We start from the raw sequence: 15,171 nt of genomic DNA, 5'->3' as shown, positions 1-15,171 counted from the left end.
CTGCAACGCCATTTCCCATTTACGGCAATCGACTTGGCAAGGTTTCATGTGTTAGCACGCGCTCACGATATTTCATGACGGATATGGATTAGATGAGCCGCCTCGACAGCTTCATTCGCCGGTTGACGGCCCAACGCGACATTTTGAACGCGATCATCGATCTGGTCGGCGAAATCGAAGGCCCGGTGCTGGAATTCGGTCTCGGCAACGGCCGCACCTATGACCATCTGCGCGAAAATTTCCCCGGCCGCCGCATCGTCGCCTTTGACTGGGAGGTCCGCTCCTATTCGGCCTCGACACCGGCGGCGGAAGATATGGTGACCGGCAATATCCGCGAGTCCGGCCAGGCCTTCCTCGGCATCGGCGCGGCACTCGCCCACGCCGATATCGGCACCGGCCATGACGAGATCGATGCGGTGACGCTGACCTGGCTGCCGCAGCTGATGGCCGGCGTGCTCACCCCCAACGGCATCGCCGTGAGCGGCCTGCCGCTGGATCATGCCGAGCTGGTGGCGCTGCCGTTGCCGGAGGGGATCAAGGAAGGGCGGTATTTTTTGTATCGGAGGACATGAGCCGCAGCAGAAGGCGGTTGTGGCGACTGCCGTTCGACAGAAGCGAGGCGTTGCCACGATCCCCTTCTCCCCCGGGTAGGGCGTAAAGCACCACATCGTATGATCGCCCTGGCAGGTCGCGAACCAACCCATCTCGTGGTCCTCGAAGTCAAAAATCTCACTGCTCACGCTTTTCAATGCAGAAACGACGCAACTGCCTCATTGCAATTTATGCGTTTGAATTGTAGCTGGTTTCTTCGAGTCGATAGGTGAGATCGCCAAAAACTCTCAGCTGGCAGAGATGGGGCATTAAAGTGGGGTTTACAGAAGCTGCCGGCACGGTTCTGGTGCAGAAATATGCTACTTTCTTCGGAAGAGCTTCCCGCGCGGAATATTGGTGGTATGTCTTATTTTATGTTCTAGTACTGCTTGCGATGGGCATCTTGTGCAATGTAGTCGCCGGCTTTTCCGATTTCCGGGACGGAGTTCCCCCACCACTCGCCCTCCTCTTCTTCCTCGGCGGATTGATTTGGCTCGCGATGTTTTTGCCAGCGATAGCAGTTCAAGTACGCCGCTTCCATGATCGCAACATTTCCGGTTGGTGGTACCTCGCGCTGTGCATTGCTAATTTCGTTCCCTACATCGGTCTGATTGCAGTTATTGCGATCCTCGTGATCAACGTGCTTCCGGGCACCGAAGGTCCGAACAAGTTCGGGCCCGATCCGTTGCGTCCTGAAGCGCGCGCAGAGGTCTTTGCCTAAGAGCTGGGATCCTCAACTTTGTGCTAGCGCCTGTTTGAAACAACTGACTTATTGCAATTTATGCGTTTGAATTGTAGCTGGTTTTCATCTGATATTTCGGCCATTCCAAGGCGATGGTCAGTGATCGCCGCGCCAGTAAGCAGAAATGAGCATTTCAATGGCGTTTACTGAAGCCGTTCGGACGGTTTTCAAGGAGAAATATGCGACCTTCTCCGGCAGGGCTTCACGATCGGAGTTTTGGTGGTCTTATCTTCTCTATGTGCTGGGGCTGATTGCATTTGTGATTGCAATTAGTGGAACCCTCGTCGCCGCTCTTAGCGACATTGCATCTTTGTCGCTAATGATTGCCGTCCCAGTCACCTCGCTTGCAGCAAGCGGAAATGGGGGCATTTCAAATGGGGTTTACTGAAGCTGTTCGGACTGTTCTGAAGCAGAAATATGCAACCTTTTCCGGGAGGGCCTCTCGCTCGGAATATTGGTGGTTCATGCTATTCTGCGTACTGGCGCTGGTCCCGCTTGCAATTCTAGCCTTTGTGCTCGCCTACGCCACCAGTGGCGGCGGAGTCCCGTCACCGGTTAGCTATACCGTGGTCATCTGGATATTGTTCGCGCTCGCAATCCTTTTGCCAGGGATATCCCTGCAGGTTCGCCATTTCCATGACCGCAATATTTCCGGTTGGTGGTATCTCGCGCTGTTTGTCTGCGGTTATATTCCTTATGTCGGTATCGTCACGGGCCTCGTGATCTTTGTCATTTCCGTGCTTCCGGGCACCGAAGGTCCGAACAAGTTCGGTCCGGATCCGTTGCGTCCCGAAGCGCGAGCAGAGGTATTTGCCTAGAGCATGAGCAGTCGCAACGCCGGCCTGCTGGTGGCCTTGTTCCTGGCCGCCTCGGCTCCCTTTCCTCCTGCGCAAGCGCAGGACAGCACCAGTCAGCAGGCCGAGGGCGGTGATCTTCAAAGGAGCACCGCTGGGGCCGAATATACTTCGCAGTGCCAGCAGAACGGCTTGCGCTGTACGCTCATCTATGGCGACGCCTCTGCGAAAGATGCACCGGCATCGAATACGACGACATCGTCACCGCAACGCAAGCCGTTGTTTATCCCGCGCGAGCCGGTCGTCAGCGGGCCACTGGCGGTTGCCGTGGTGCTCGTCGGTCTCATCGTGGTTATTGGACTGTTGATACGCTTCGGCAATGGCGGTGTCTTGCTCTCATCGGCTCCCCGCGACATGAAGCGGCAAGGCGAGGCGCCGGAAAGCTGGCGCACGTCAGTTGCGGAGGCTGAGGGAAAGCCGAGCGATTTCCTGCAGCGCATTGCGGCCATGGCGGATCGAAGGCAGGCGCTTGTCCTCTTGCTCAGGCATTGCCTGCTGCACGCGGCGGATATTACCGGAACACGGCTTTTCCGCGCCGATACGGAACGGGCGGTTTTCGCCCGGCTGCCGAAGAATATGCCCGACCGCGAGCGGCTTGCAAATTTCCTGACTGCGGTGGAACTTGTGCATTACGGTGGCCGCAGCGTTGCGGAAAACCATTTCGGCGTCCTTCTCACGACGGCGCGCGACCTGCTTGCAACGGGCAGATTGGCCCATGCGTAAGTCGGCCCCCGTTTTAATCCTGGTTCTGGTGCTTGCGCTGGCAGCGCTGGCACTTTTTTGGCTGCCGCGGGGCAACGATTTCGACCGCTCGCCGCTCGGCAACAAGGGATTGGAATTGTGGCTGCAGGCCAAGGGAATCCCTGTCATCCGATCCGACCCGCATGTCGCCCGAGCGAGTTCGGAAATCTCGCTGCGCATCGTTCCCCTGTCGATACGCCAAGGCGAGGCTGTTGCCCCTCGGCCAGACGAGGATGATGGCCCGGCAAACCCGGCTGAGGAGGCAAGCCGATACGCCCTGCCGACGCTGATCATTTTGCCGAAATGGCGCGGCAGCGTGTCAACGGATGGTATTGCCAGCAAATCGGGACTGGTTGACCTGATCGATATCAGCGGCGAACTCGACAAGATCGGGTACTCGGATTTCGGCTTCGCCCGCAGCAAGACGGATTTTGAAGAGGCGCAAACCCAGCTGAACCCGGGCCAGCCAATCAAGATCGACCTCTATCAAGCACAGACCTTCGAGCGGTCGAGCCTCCCGAGCGGCTGCAAAGAGATTGCCGGCACGCCGTTGGGTGCGCTGCTCCTGCGCTGCGCGCAGGAGCCCAATGTCTATCTGCTTTCGGATACCGACCTGTTGAACAATCATGGATTGGCTTTGGCCGACAACGCCGTCTTTGCCGTGTCGCTGATCCAGCATCTGCGCGGCGCCGGCGAGACGCGGCCGGTCTACCTGGATACGGCCGGCCAGCCTCTGGACAGCGAAAAACCGGTGGACGAGGGCAAGTCTTATGAGCGGTCGGCCTCCGATCTCCAGCGGTTTTTCGCCTACCCGCTCTCCGTCATCTGGGGGGCGCTGCTTGTCGTCGCGGCGATCTGCTTCTGGCGGGGCGCCTATCGCTTCGGGCCGCCTTTGCGGGAGGCATCCGCAAACATCGAGCTGTCGAAGACCGCCGCGATCGATGCTACGGCGCGGCTCTTGCGCCTGTCGGGCAATGACGGGCGGATGGCCGGCCAGTTCGTGCTGCATCTGCTTGCCGACAAGGCGCAGCTGCTCTTCGGCTCCGGAGCCGGCAATCAGGCCGGCATAGCGCGGCTGTTTCAACGCCTGGCGCGACAGGACAAGGCAGCCGCGCAGGCCCTGCACGCCGTAGCCGAGGCGCTGATCGAACGCGGACATGTGATGACGCGGGCGGACCTGCACCGCAATCTCGATACATTCAGAAAATCGCTGGGGAGCTTTGACCTTGGATCTAGGTGAATTACGCAATCTTATCGCCATCGTTCGCGGCGAAATCGGCAAAGTGGTGCAGGGTCAGGATGCGATCATCGATCTCGTCCTCATCTCGATCTTTGCCGGTGGTCACTGCCTCGTCGAAGGCCCGCCCGGCACGGCCAAAACCCTGCTGGCCCGCTCGGTTTCCGCCGCCATGGCGCTGGATTATCGCCGCATCCAGTTCACGCCCGATTTGATGCCCGGCGATGTGCTCGGCGTCAATCTGTTCAACTTCCAGACCAATCAGTTCCATCTGACCAAGGGGCCGGTCTTTACCGATATCCTTCTGGCCGATGAGATCAACCGCGCCCCGCCGAAGACGCAATCGGCACTTCTCCAGGCGATGAACGAGCGGGTGGTGACGCTTGACGGGACCGATTACTCCCTGGGACCGGATTTCTTCGTGCTTGCGACGCAGAACCCGATCGAACAGCAGGGCACCTATCCTCTGCCGGAAGCTCAGCTCGACCGCTTCCTGTTCAAGCTCGTCGTCGATTTTCCCGACCGCGATACAGAAATTGCCATCCTCTCCAAACACGCCAGGCAGGCGCTGCAATCGGATATGCGCAATGCCGGCATCCGCCCGCTCGTCACCAGCGCCGCGCTTGCCGAGGGACGCGCGCTGATCGATGCGATCCATCTGGATAGCACGATCCTGACCTATGTCGTCGACCTGGTGCGCGCCACCCGCTCCGATGCCGATATTCTCTACGGCGCATCGACGCGCGCCGCCGACGCTCTTGCCTCTGCCGTGCGCGTGCGTGCGGCCTTCGAGGGCCGGGATTACGGTTTGCCGGATGATGTTCAGGCCTTGCTGGTGCCGGCGCTTCGCCATCGCATCATTCTCTCGCCTTCGGCCGAAATCGACGGCCGCACACCGGACGAGGTGCTCCGCAACATCATGAACCGCGTGGACGCGCCCCGTTAAATGCGGCCATCCCGGTATCTGATCGCGCTTGTTCTGATTTTGGCGGCGGTGACGGTTTTCGTCAGCGTGTGGTGGCACGATATGGGCTACCTCCTCATCGGCCTGTGGGTCGCGGTCGCGGCATTGACGGCAGGCGATCTGGTGATGTCGGCCCTGTCTGGCCGGATGACGGTGGAATTCGATCTGCCGCCGCAAGGCTTTGTGGGCCACACCGCCGCGTTTACACTCGCCATCCGGCCGCAGAAGGGTGCGGTGCCTCGGAGTATAGAGAGCCGCCTCGATTGCGCGCCCGAGCTTGCCATCGGCGAAAGTAGATTGGCGAGTGGCACATTGGGCGCGGGAGAAGAACAGACCAGTGCCGCCTTCGATCTTCATCTGACGCGGCGGGGACGATACGCGGTCCATGAGCTGTGGCTGAAATGGCCGTCGCGGCTGAAGCTGCTCGATATGGTCGCGCGCATGCCGGTGGGAAAAGAGATCGCCGTGCTGCCCGACATATCGCCGGTGCTGTCGGGAGCGGTCAAGACCCAGATCCTGCCGCTGGAAGCCGGCCAGAAGGATCTGCGGCTGCGCGGCGAAGGATCGGAATTCCATCAGCTGCGTGAATTTGCCAGCGGCATGGATCCGCGCAGCATCGATTGGAAACGGTCCGCCCGGATGCGCAATCTGGTCGTGCGCGAGATGCGGGCCGAAAGAAACCACCAGATCATCCTGTGCGTCGATTCCGGGCGGCTCATGGCCGAACAGCTCGGCGGCTTCACCAAGCTCGATCGCGCCATCAACGCGGCGCTGGCCATGTGCTGGGCCGCGGGACTTGCCGGCGATCTCGTCGGTTTCTACAGTTTCGACAGCCGCCCGCGCCTGTTCGTGCCGGCTCTGCCCGGAAGAGCGGCCTTTCCGCGGCTGCAGACGATGTGCGCAGAGCTTCGTTACGAGACCCAGGAGAGCAACCATACGCTGGGACTGACGCATCTGTCCGGGCGCCTGAAGCGACGGTCGCTGATCGTGATATTTTCCGATTTCGTCGACAGCATCACCGCGGAACTGATGATCGAGAACATCCAGGTGCTCGCCCGGCATCATTTCATCGTCTACATCGCCTTGCGCGATCCGACGCTGGCGAAGCTGACGGAACCCGACGAAGTGACAATGGACGCCGTCGCCCGCTCCGTGGCCGCGCGCCAGATCCTGCAGGAGAGGCGCACCGTGATGGAAAAGCTGGCGCGTCTCGGCGTACTCTGCCTCGACAGCACGCCGGAGGCACTGACTTCGGATCTCATTGCGCGTTACATCGAAATCAAATCCCGTGAGATGATATGATGGATATCGGTATTGGCGACAGGGGAGATACGGGCGGGGTGGTCAACGTCGGCGCCATCCAGGCCGATATGCTTCGCTCGGCGCGCTTCCGGGTGGAGCGTGAAGCGCACTGGCGTCAGCTTGATGACCTCGTGACACGGGCCGAAAAGGGTGGCGCGGCAGCGCTTGGTTATGACGAGGTCCGCAATCTCGCCGGCGGCTACAGGCAGGCGATGAATTCGCTGAGCGTGGCGCGCGACATTTCCCTCGACCGCGCGCTGATCGCCTATCTCGAAAGCCTCTGCGCCCGGGCCTATCTGGTCGTCTACGCGCCGCAGGAAAGCCTCGGCGGCCTGCTCACCCGCCTGCTGGTGCAGGGCATCCCGCAGGCAGTGCGCCGATCGGCGCTGCCTCTGTTCATCGGTTTCCTCGCGCTCGTTCTGGGCGCGCTTGCCGGCTACAAGCTCTGCAACAGCGACCCGAGCTGGTTCTATGCCTTTGTGCCGCCGGACCTCGCTGACCAGCGCACCCCGGACGCATCGGCAGAATACCTCCGCTCGACGATCTATGGCAATGAGGGGCATAACAGCGACAGGCTGGCCGCCTTTTCCGCCTTTCTCTTTTCCCACAACACGACCATCGCCGTGCTGATTTTCACGCTCGGCATTTTCGTGTCGCTGCCGAGCTTCATCCTGACCTTTTACAACGGCCTGATCCTGGGCGCCTTCTATGCGATGTTTGCCCGCAAGGGCTTGGGTTACGAGGTGTTCGGCTGGCTTTCGATCCACGGCGTGACCGAGCTTGCGGCCATCGCCATTGCCTGCGCCGGCGGCGCAAGGCTCGGGCTTGCCGTTCTTCTGCCGGGTGAACGAACGCGCAGGGAGGCGTTGCGCCACCAGGGACACGATGCCGTCAAGCTCGCGATCCTGGCGGCGCTGATGCTGATCGTGGCCGCCTTGATCGAAGGCTTCCTGCGCCAGCTGGTACAGGATCCGATCTGGCGCCTTACCATCGGCTGGGGCATGGGCCTCTTTTGGGTGTGCTGGCTGCTGTTTAGCGGCCGGGATAAAACCGTTTCGCGTGAGCCTGCGCGATGAACCAGGCAGTTCAGCACGGCAAACGCGTCGAACAGTTCATCCCGCCGGAGGGTGTCCCGATCACTTTCGCGATCGGCTCCATCGGCAGCCGCCTCGGTGCGCAAATCCTCGACATCATCTTCACCGGTATCCTCATCTTCATCTGCGCCTTCGTGATCGGCTTTACGGGAATCCTGCCTTCGAACGTCGAGGCGATGCTGATCGTCCTGCTGGGTTTCTTGGTGCGCACCCCCTATTACATTCTCTCGGAATTGATCTGGAACGGACGCACGCTCGGAAAAAAGATAACCGGCATCCGCGTCATCAACGCTAGCGGACGGCGACTGACGCCACACCAGGTGACCGCGCGCAACCTGATGAAAGAGGTCGAGATCTTCGGCCCGATGAGCCTTCTGGCGTCGATAGAATATCAGTCAGCGTGGGAAAACGGTTTGACGAGCATCTGGCTTCTGGTGGTCGTGATCGTTCCGCTCGCCAACCGGCGCCGGCAACGGCTTGGCGATATCATCGCCGGCACGCTGGTGATCGACAATCCCCGCTCCGTGCTTTTGTCCGATCTCGCCCTGTCCGCGCCTGCCGCCGCCGCGCAGCCGGAATTCGAATTCCTGCCCGAGCATCTCGATGTCTACGGCAAATATGAGCTGCAGACGCTGGAAGACGTGCTTCGCGACACCACAAAGAACGCCCAGAGCGAAGAAATCGTCCAGATCCTGCGCACCATTATCCGAAGGATCCGATATCCTGACACCGTCAAGCCCGGCCAGGAACTGCTCTTCCTCAATGAATTCTACCGCGCCCAGCGCGAGCATCTGGAGAGCTTGAAGCTATTCGGAACGCTGCGGGAGAATAAGTATCACGAGCATACGCGGACGGAGGCGAAGAAACTTGTTTAAGGGCCTGAATGCGCAGGCCGGAATATCGAGTATCGTCTCCTCCTAACCGGCCGGGCGCGCGCGGCTTGGCGGAGATCCGGTTCCGCTGCCTTGACGGTACCGTTCCTGCCAACGCCGCGAAGTGCAAAAGGTCGATCTCCCGCTCCTGGCCGATATCGTTGATTTACTCGGACAAATAGGGCGGGCCGGCATCAGGCTTCTTTTTGAACGCCCTCTTGAGCGCATCCAGGACGACACGAATAGACGGAACGTCCTTGATCTCCGAGTGCACGACCAGCCACAGCTCCCTTACGAGAGCATGTCCGCCCTCGATGCGCTGGAGATCTCCGGAGACTGCGAAATCGGGCAGCATGACGACACCCCCGTCAAGCCTTGCGGCCGCGACCTGAAACTCCAGAACGGATGATCGCAACGCAATTTGGCGACCGGCGGCCACTTCCTTGAGACGCAGCTGCTGCGGCGAGGAATTCATCGGTTCATCGTAGCCGATAAACGTCCATTCGGACGGCGCAACGGTTTCGAGGTAACGCTTCGAAGCGAAGAGGTCGAACGTCAGCTCCTGGAGCTTGGTGATCGAATAGTCGCCATCTTCCGGTCTAGACAGTCGTATCGCGATGTCTGTCTCGCGCCTGTTCAACGACGTAAACCGCTTCTCGCCAACAAGCGTAATCTGCACACCCGGATGATCTCGCCGGATGGCCACGATCGGTTTTGCCAGAAGCGCGCTCGAAAGAGCGGGAGGGGCGCTGATCCTCACATGGCCGCGCACTTCCGTCGCGCTGCTGCGCCCAATCTGCTCGACCGCGGCTGTCTGCAACGCGATGACAGCGGCATGCCTGGCAACCTTCTCGCCTTCCGGAGTGAGAACGACGCGACGCCCGCGGCGGTCGATGAGCTTGCGTTCCAGCGTTGCTTCAAGCGATGAGACGCGCCGGCTTATGGTTGCGTGTTCGACGCCGAGCTGCTTCGCCGCGCCGAGAAACGTTCCTGACTGCGCCAGCGCCAGAAAATGCCGCAAATCGTCCCAATCGAGGTGTGTGAATTTGTTCCCATTCATTGTGCAGCAATAGGGAATTTTCACCCGCTTGGCCAGCCGCTAGCCTGTGCGCATCATGGAGATCCAACGATGACAGATCAGATCGTAATGTTGAACGCCCCAGGCGACGTCACTCGGTTTCAGGTACAGGATCACCGCTCCGCTGCTCCCGGCCGGGGCGAGATAAAAATTCGTCATGAAGCGATCGGGACCAACTTCCTGGACATCTATCATCGGAAGGGCATCTATTCGATGCCCTCTTATCCGGCCGTGATCGGTGTTGAGGCTGCGGGTGTCGTGGCAGCGGTCGGCCCAGACGTGACCGACGTGAAAGAGGGCGACCGGGTGGCGTATGCCGGGCCGCCGGTCGGAGCCTATTGCACGACAAGGACCATTGCCGCTGAAAGAGTGATCAGGCTTCCCGACTCGGTTTCGGCGAAAACGGCTGCGAGTTCGCTGCTCAAAGGCATGACGGCCTACATGCTGCTGAAGAAGACGTGCGATGTTCGGGATGGAAGTCGTATTCTGATCCACGCGGCCGCAGGTGGGCTTGGGAGCATCCTCGTTCGTTGGGCCAAGTCGCTCAATGCCACGGTGATTGGCACCGTCAGCACGCCCGAAAAGGCGGTGCTCGCCAAGTCCTTCGGCGCGGATCATCTCATCGTCGGGCGAGGGGCCGATATCGTCGCGGAAGTCCAGCGGCTTACGAATGGCAATGGCGTTGACGTCGCCATTGACGGAATTGGCGGCGATATGCTGGTCAACAGTCTTCGTTCGGTCCGAGCCTTCGGGATGGCTGTGACCATCGGGCAAGCCGCCGGTCCGGTTCCTCCGGTTCCGGTCGAGGAGCTTCGGCCGGGCAAGTCGCTCTCTCACCCGAGCATCATGGCCTGGTGCGCCGATGTCGAAAGATACCGCGAGGCGGCGCAGGCGGCAGTTCAGGCCATGGAAGCAGGGATCGTCTGCCAGATCGCGGCCGAGTTCAGCTTGGCAGATGTTGCAAGAGCGCATATGGAAATGGAGTCGGGGCGGGCCGCAGGCAGCATTTTGCTGATGCCTTAGAGCATGGCGCGCAGAGGATGGCTCCGCAGCCGTCTCTACGGCAGAAACAGCACGTTATACTGATCGAATTCCCCCGGCAGATCCCGCACCTTCATCTCCTCCTCGCGGTCCTCGAAGAGGACGAGGCAGTCCTCGTAGTAGCCGGCGAGCATGGAGATGAAGGCTCTTGTTCCTTCGGCTCCGTAGAAGAGCGGGGTGAATTCCATATGGAGCGGCACGCGGCGGCCAAGCAGGGGCTGCATAGAGCGGCAGGCGATCGGCTCGTAGCCTTCGATATCCATCCAGACGAGGCCGATTGCTCCAGGGTCGATCGACAGGCCGGCGAGGATTTCGGACACCGGCTTCACCGGCACGCTAATCTTCCTGTCGGTCGGGCTCTGGCGGATGGCGCTGCTCTTGCCGTGATTGTTGCGGTTGAGGAAGAAGTCGATCTCGCCTTCGCTCTCGCCGGCGGCGCAATTGACGAGATGGACCTTTTCCGTCAGCCGGTTCTGGCGGATGTTGAGTTCAAGCAGCGGGAAATTGCGCGGGTCGGGCTCGATGCTGACGATCCGGGCGTAGGTACCGCTCAAGGCGAAATAGACGGTCTGGGTGCCGATATTGCCGCCGATCTCGAGCAGCGTCGCATCCTTTCTGAGGAGACCGCGCTCGCGCAGGATGACGATCAGCCGGTCGACCGCGTCGCGCTCGAAATGACCCTTTCGAAAGACCTTGCGGCCGATATAATCCGAAGGCGAAAAGGTCATCAGATGATCGCCGGCGTCGACCGTCATCGAGACGACGCGCGGGCCGATATTTTCTATCAGCAGGCGGCGGCCGAAGCGAGTGCCGAAGAAGCGCGAGGCCGAGGCATTGCGCGCCTTGCGCAGCCGGCGGCTCCAATATTTGGCGGTGAGCCAGGGCTTGCCGGGCATCAGTCTTTTCCTTCGAGCGGTTCTGCCGCTTTCTCTCTCGGAATGACATAGACTTTCAAGGGCAGGGCGCGGCCGCGCACGCTGATTTCACGGCTTTCGATGCCCGAAAGATCGGCGCCGGAGAGGCTCGCCACCGGTTCGGAGATGACGATCGCCGCTTCGAATTCCTTGGCCGCACTTTCCAGCCGGCTCGCGACGTTCACGGTATCGCCGATCGCCGTCATGCTGCGCACCCGGCCATAGCCCATCGTACCGACGACGGCCGGGCCGGTGTGGATGCCGATCGCGATGCGCAGCGGCAGCGCCAGTTCCTCGGCCAGTTCGGCGGCGAGCTTCTCGATCTCGGCGACGATCGCGGCAGCCGCCTTGAGCGCTTGGCGGCAGGCTTCCTCAGGCGCGGTGTTGAGGCCGAATAGCGCCATGGCGCCGTCGCCGATGAACTTGTCGAGCCGCCCGCCCGCCTGCTCCACCGCCTTGCCGATGATGGCGAAATAGCGGTTCAACAGGAAGACGACGTCGAAGGGCAGGCGCGTTTCCGTCAGCGTGGTGAAATGGCGGATGTCAACGAAGAGCACGGCGATCTCACGTTCGCGCCCCGGGCTGGTCTCCTGGCTGTTGGCGGGAAGGGCGGCTTCGAGCGCCGGCACGAGCAGCGGCGCGACCGCGACATCGCGGTTCGGGCGAAGCTGGCAGGCAAGCCGCACGTCCGGGCCGGCATTGATGCGCCTCAGCGTCGTCTTTTCCATCTTGTCGGGGACCGGCAGGTGCTCGTAGTCGCCGAGGATCTGCACCCGGCAGGTGGAACACTGGCCCTTGCCGCCGCAGACGGAATAATGCGGCAGGCCGCCGAGCCGGCTTGCCTCCAGCACCGAGAACCCGCGCGGCACACGGATCACCTCGCCGCCCGGATAATGCACGGCCACCTGGTCGAGGGCCTCCTTCAGCCTGCGCCGGGCGCGGGCTGCGACGACGATCAGCAGCGCGGCTGAGAAAGCGCCGTAAAGCCCGGCGCGGATCGTCGAGACCTGGCGGAGAACCTCCGGGTTCGAGGCGTAACGGGTGTTGACCGTCGCCTTATAGGGGCTGTTGGCGACCGCCTGCTGATAGGAGGGGTCGGCCAGCGTGCGACCCATTTCAACGAAACCGAGCAGCGAGAGCACCGGCACGAGGATTGCCAGCGCCAGCAGCAGCGGCGCCAGGCCGGCGTACCAGGGGCGGTAGCGCAGCCAGAAATGCAGGCCGATGCAGCCATGGATCCAGACGGCGAGGAGACCGAACGCCTGCCGGAGGCCGTTTGCCGGCGCCCGGATCCACAGCGAGCCGACGACCGTCTCGTAATCATCAATATAACCGTAGAGCTCGTGGGCGATGCGCGTGCCGATGACATGATCTATGAGAAGCAGCGGGATCAGCAGACCGAGCACGATCTGCGCCATCTCGCCCTTTGGCATGACGAGGCTGCGGCGCATATAGATGGCGCGCAGCACCAGCGCTATATGGATCAGAACCGACGAATAGAAGATGGTCGTCCCGACAGGATTGCGCCAGATCGCCATGAACAGGCGGGCAGCCTTATCGGCGGCGGAGACGGAAATCAGGCCGATCGCATGGTTCGACAGGTGCAGCAAGACGAAGATGAAAATGACCAGGCCGGAACCGAGCCTCGCCCTTCTGATCATACGCTCCGAAAAAATCCCTGTGGCCGAGACCGTCGTCATTCATTCCCGTTCTTGTCGATGCAACCGCAGGCTCATAGAGATTGAGAAAGAGGCGGAATTGCTTCCATCGCGATCACATTCCATCTGTTTATGCGCAAGTTTTAGGGAAATGGACAATAGCGGAGTTTCGCCACCGGGCATGACGGCCGGAAACACTGTGTCTTCATATGAGGGTTGTGCATGCGGGTGGCTTTTTACGCGCCGATGAAATCGCCGAACCATCCGGTGCCGTCGGGCGACCGGCTGATGGCGCGGCTGCTGATCCGGGCGCTTGAAATGGCCGGGCACGAGGTCGAGGTCGTCTCCGAATTCCGCACCCATGCCGCGACACCGGAAGCGGCAGCCGACCTCGAACCGGCGATCGGTGCCGAACTGCAGCGGCTGCGGCAAAAATGGACATCCACGCCGCGACCCGAACTCTGGTTCTGCTATCACCCGTATTACAAATCGCCCGACCCGTTCGGGCCGGTGATCTCCGCCGAATTCGCCATCCCCTATGTCACAGCCGAGGCGTCCTATGCGGCGAAACGCGATAGCACCGGCTGGGCAGGCGTGCAGAAACGCGTGGGCGAGGCGATCCTGCAGGCGGCCGTCAGTATCAGCTTCACCGAACGCGACCAGGCGGGCCTTTCGGCCGCCTTTCCGCAGGCGCGGCTTGCCGGCCTGAAACCCTTCATCGACACGGCGCTGTTCGAGAGGGTGTCGCCGGCCCCCGATCCGCTGCGGCTGATGACGGTGGCGATGATGCGGGCCGGCGACAAGATGGCAAGTTATGCCATGCTGGCAAAAGCGTTGCGGCTGATCGAAGACCGGCCCTGGACGCTTGCCGTCATCGGCGATGGCCCGATGCGGCACGAGGTGGAGGCGCTGTTTTCCGCCTTTCCCGCCCGCCGCATCGAATGGCTGGGCGAGCGGGATGCGGCCGAAATCGCCGGTCTGCTCGGGCGCGGCGGCATCTATGTCTGGCCGGGCTGCGGCGAGGCTTACGGCCTTGCCTATCTGGAAGCCCAGGCCGCCGGCCTGCCCGTCGTCGCGCAGGAGACGGCGGGGGTGCCCGCCGTGGTCGAAGCGGGGGTGACCGGCCTGCTGACGCCGGATGGTGATGTCGCCGCCTATGCCGCGGCCGTGGCTGCCCTGCTGGACGATGGGGAGAGGCGCGACGCCATGGGCCAGGCGGCGCGCCGCTTCGTGCTCGGCCAGCGCTCGCTGGCGATGGCGGCCGAGCGGCTGGACGGAATTTTGCGAGCCAATGCGGCAACAGGAGTAAGGCGATGACCGACATGACGAGCTGGGAGCCGCTGCGCCGTGAGCTCGACCGCTGGCAGGCCGCCGGCCGTGTGGCCCGCTTGTGGCTGCGCGACGACGATGCGATCGAGCCGACGCCTGATCTGGAGAGGCTGCTGGCGTTAACCGGCGAAAGCAAGGTGCCCCCGACGCTGGCCGTCATTCCTGGCCTGACGGGCGAGCCATTGGCGGCGCGGCTGGCGGCAGAGGCCGGCGTGACGGTTGCCGTGCATGGCTGGTCGCATAGCAACCATGCGGGGCCGGAGCGGAAGAAGCAGGAGCTTGGCAGTGACCGGCCGGCGGAGATTGTGCTCGGCGAGCTGGGTGACGGGTTCCGGCTGCTGCAGCGGCTCCATCCGGCCCGTTTCCTGCCGGTGCTGGTGCCGCCCTGGAACCGGATCGACGCCACCCTCATCCCGGCGCTGCCGGATCTCGGCTTCGCAGCGCTTTCGGTCTATGGGCGGGCAAGGCAGGGCGGGCCGATACCGCTTCTCAACACCCATGTCGACATCATCGACTGGCACGGCACCCGCGGCGGACGGAGCGAGGCGGAGCTGGTGGCCGAGTTGGTGGCGGAATTGCGCGACCGGTTTGCCGGCAGCGACGAACCGATCGGCGTGCTCACCCACCATCTGGTGCACGACGCCGCCGCCTGGGATTTCCTGTCGGCCTTGTTTGCCGCAACGGGACGGCATCCCGCCGTCCACTGGTCGGCGGCATCGGCACTTCTCAAGCCGTGAGGCTTGCCGGTCGATGG

At 61.9% G+C, this 15,171-nt stretch carries 16 protein-coding genes; 13 read left to right on the top strand and 3 right to left on the bottom strand.

Going from position 1 to position 15,171, the window contains the following annotated elements; translation table 11 throughout:
- The first annotated feature begins 92 nt into the window (after positions 1-92).
- From K6N12_RS01440 to K6N12_RS01395, 10 genes are all read left to right on the top strand, one after another.
- Positions 93-572 (top strand): class I SAM-dependent methyltransferase, encoded by a 480-nt coding sequence (locus K6N12_RS01440; protein WP_222148606.1) that lies wholly within the window; start codon positions 93-95, stop codon positions 570-572.
- A 293-nt stretch (positions 573-865) separates the two neighbouring features.
- Positions 866-1,312, top strand: coding sequence for a DUF805 domain-containing protein (locus K6N12_RS01435; RefSeq protein ID WP_131710720.1), 447 nt, complete (start codon positions 866-868; stop codon positions 1,310-1,312).
- A 157-nt stretch (positions 1,313-1,469) separates the two neighbouring features.
- A complete protein-coding gene (locus K6N12_RS33935; RefSeq protein ID WP_222148605.1) occupies positions 1,470-1,721 on the top strand; it encodes a DUF805 domain-containing protein in 252 nt (83 codons plus the stop codon).
- A complete protein-coding gene (locus tag K6N12_RS01425; RefSeq protein ID WP_222148604.1) occupies positions 1,708-2,151 on the top strand; it encodes a DUF805 domain-containing protein in 444 nt (147 codons plus the stop codon). The genes K6N12_RS33935 and K6N12_RS01425 overlap by 14 nt, the downstream gene beginning before the upstream one ends.
- A 3-nt stretch (positions 2,152-2,154) precedes the next feature.
- Entirely contained in the window at positions 2,155-2,910 is a 756-nt protein-coding gene (locus tag K6N12_RS01420) for a hypothetical protein (RefSeq protein ID WP_131710719.1), read from the top strand.
- On the top strand, positions 2,903-4,168 hold the full coding sequence (locus K6N12_RS01415; RefSeq protein ID WP_222148603.1) for a hypothetical protein: 1,266 nt from the start codon (positions 2,903-2,905) through the stop codon (positions 4,166-4,168). The genes K6N12_RS01420 and K6N12_RS01415 overlap by 8 nt, the downstream gene beginning before the upstream one ends.
- Positions 4,155-5,111 carry an AAA family ATPase gene (locus K6N12_RS01410; RefSeq protein ID WP_222148602.1) on the top strand — a complete coding sequence of 319 codons (957 nt, stop codon included), beginning with the start codon at positions 4,155-4,157 and terminating at the stop codon, positions 5,109-5,111. The genes K6N12_RS01415 and K6N12_RS01410 overlap by 14 nt, the downstream gene beginning before the upstream one ends.
- On the top strand, positions 5,112-6,431 hold the full coding sequence (locus K6N12_RS01405; RefSeq protein ID WP_183777897.1) for a DUF58 domain-containing protein: 1,320 nt from the start codon (positions 5,112-5,114) through the stop codon (positions 6,429-6,431).
- Complete coding sequence (locus tag K6N12_RS01400; RefSeq protein WP_222148668.1) at positions 6,431-7,507, top strand: stage II sporulation protein M; 1,077 nt, start codon at positions 6,431-6,433, stop codon at positions 7,505-7,507. The genes K6N12_RS01405 and K6N12_RS01400 overlap by 1 nt, the downstream gene beginning before the upstream one ends.
- Positions 7,504-8,400: an RDD family protein gene (locus tag K6N12_RS01395; RefSeq protein ID WP_183777899.1), complete on the top strand. Its 897-nt coding sequence runs from the start codon at positions 7,504-7,506 to the stop codon at positions 8,398-8,400. Before K6N12_RS01400 ends, K6N12_RS01395 begins: the two co-directional genes overlap by 4 nt.
- Positions 8,401-8,563: 163 nt before the next feature.
- Here K6N12_RS01395 and K6N12_RS01390 read toward each other — a convergent pair whose 3' ends face one another.
- Positions 8,564-9,457, bottom strand: a complete 894-nt coding sequence (locus K6N12_RS01390; RefSeq protein WP_222148601.1) for a LysR family transcriptional regulator — start codon at positions 9,455-9,457, stop codon at positions 8,564-8,566.
- 69 nt (positions 9,458-9,526) lie between these two features.
- Here K6N12_RS01390 and K6N12_RS01385 point away from each other — a divergent pair, with 69 nt between their 5' ends.
- Positions 9,527-10,498 (top strand): quinone oxidoreductase family protein, encoded by a 972-nt coding sequence (locus tag K6N12_RS01385; protein WP_222148600.1) that lies wholly within the window; start codon positions 9,527-9,529, stop codon positions 10,496-10,498.
- 35 nt (positions 10,499-10,533) lie between these two features.
- Here the strand turns inward: K6N12_RS01385 and K6N12_RS01380 are convergent, their stop codons facing one another.
- Positions 10,534-11,412: an FkbM family methyltransferase gene (locus K6N12_RS01380; RefSeq protein WP_222148599.1), complete on the bottom strand. Its 879-nt coding sequence runs from the start codon at positions 11,410-11,412 to the stop codon at positions 10,534-10,536.
- Positions 11,412-13,130 (bottom strand): adenylate/guanylate cyclase domain-containing protein, encoded by a 1,719-nt coding sequence (locus tag K6N12_RS01375; protein WP_183777903.1) that lies wholly within the window; start codon positions 13,128-13,130, stop codon positions 11,412-11,414. The genes K6N12_RS01380 and K6N12_RS01375 overlap by 1 nt, the downstream gene beginning before the upstream one ends.
- 180 nt (positions 13,131-13,310) lie before the next feature.
- Here K6N12_RS01375 and K6N12_RS01370 point away from each other — a divergent pair, with 180 nt between their 5' ends.
- On the top strand, positions 13,311-14,405 hold the full coding sequence (locus K6N12_RS01370; protein WP_183777904.1) for a glycosyltransferase family 4 protein: 1,095 nt from the start codon (positions 13,311-13,313) through the stop codon (positions 14,403-14,405).
- Positions 14,402-15,154 (top strand): polysaccharide deacetylase family protein, encoded by a 753-nt coding sequence (locus K6N12_RS01365; RefSeq protein ID WP_222148598.1) that lies wholly within the window; start codon positions 14,402-14,404, stop codon positions 15,152-15,154. Before K6N12_RS01370 ends, K6N12_RS01365 begins: the two co-directional genes overlap by 4 nt.
- Positions 15,155-15,171: the final 17 nt, after the last annotated feature.

The organism is Rhizobium redzepovicii, from assembly GCF_019793435.1.
Taxonomy (GTDB): Bacteria; Pseudomonadota; Alphaproteobacteria; order Rhizobiales; family Rhizobiaceae; genus Rhizobium; species Rhizobium redzepovicii.
This window is presented reverse-complemented; position numbering and strand designations above follow the sequence as displayed.

What these genes read in the sequence shown, in the direction of transcription:
- K6N12_RS01440 (WP_222148606.1), top strand. Translation starts at nt 93, where the DNA reads ATGAGCCGCCTCGACAGCTTCATTCGCCGGTTGACGGCCCAACGCGAC.
- K6N12_RS33935 (WP_222148605.1), top strand. Translation starts at nt 1,470, where the DNA reads ATGGCGTTTACTGAAGCCGTTCGGACGGTTTTCAAGGAGAAATATGCG.
- K6N12_RS01425 (WP_222148604.1), top strand. Translation starts at nt 1,708, where the DNA reads ATGGGGTTTACTGAAGCTGTTCGGACTGTTCTGAAGCAGAAATATGCA.
- K6N12_RS01420 (WP_131710719.1), top strand. Translation starts at nt 2,155, where the DNA reads ATGAGCAGTCGCAACGCCGGCCTGCTGGTGGCCTTGTTCCTGGCCGCC.
- K6N12_RS01415 (WP_222148603.1), top strand. Translation starts at nt 2,903, where the DNA reads ATGCGTAAGTCGGCCCCCGTTTTAATCCTGGTTCTGGTGCTTGCGCTG.
- K6N12_RS01405 (WP_183777897.1), top strand. Translation starts at nt 5,112, where the DNA reads ATGCGGCCATCCCGGTATCTGATCGCGCTTGTTCTGATTTTGGCGGCG.
- K6N12_RS01400 (WP_222148668.1), top strand. Translation starts at nt 6,431, where the DNA reads ATGGATATCGGTATTGGCGACAGGGGAGATACGGGCGGGGTGGTCAAC.
- K6N12_RS01395 (WP_183777899.1), top strand. Translation starts at nt 7,504, where the DNA reads ATGAACCAGGCAGTTCAGCACGGCAAACGCGTCGAACAGTTCATCCCG.
- K6N12_RS01390 (WP_222148601.1), bottom strand. Translation starts at nt 9,457, where the DNA reads ATGAATGGGAACAAATTCACACACCTCGATTGGGACGATTTGCGGCAT.
- K6N12_RS01385 (WP_222148600.1), top strand. Translation starts at nt 9,527, where the DNA reads ATGACAGATCAGATCGTAATGTTGAACGCCCCAGGCGACGTCACTCGG.
- K6N12_RS01380 (WP_222148599.1), bottom strand. Translation starts at nt 11,412, where the DNA reads ATGCCCGGCAAGCCCTGGCTCACCGCCAAATATTGGAGCCGCCGGCTG.
- K6N12_RS01375 (WP_183777903.1), bottom strand. Translation starts at nt 13,130, where the DNA reads ATGACGACGGTCTCGGCCACAGGGATTTTTTCGGAGCGTATGATCAGA.
- K6N12_RS01370 (WP_183777904.1), top strand. Translation starts at nt 13,311, where the DNA reads ATGCGGGTGGCTTTTTACGCGCCGATGAAATCGCCGAACCATCCGGTG.
- K6N12_RS01365 (WP_222148598.1), top strand. Translation starts at nt 14,402, where the DNA reads ATGACCGACATGACGAGCTGGGAGCCGCTGCGCCGTGAGCTCGACCGC.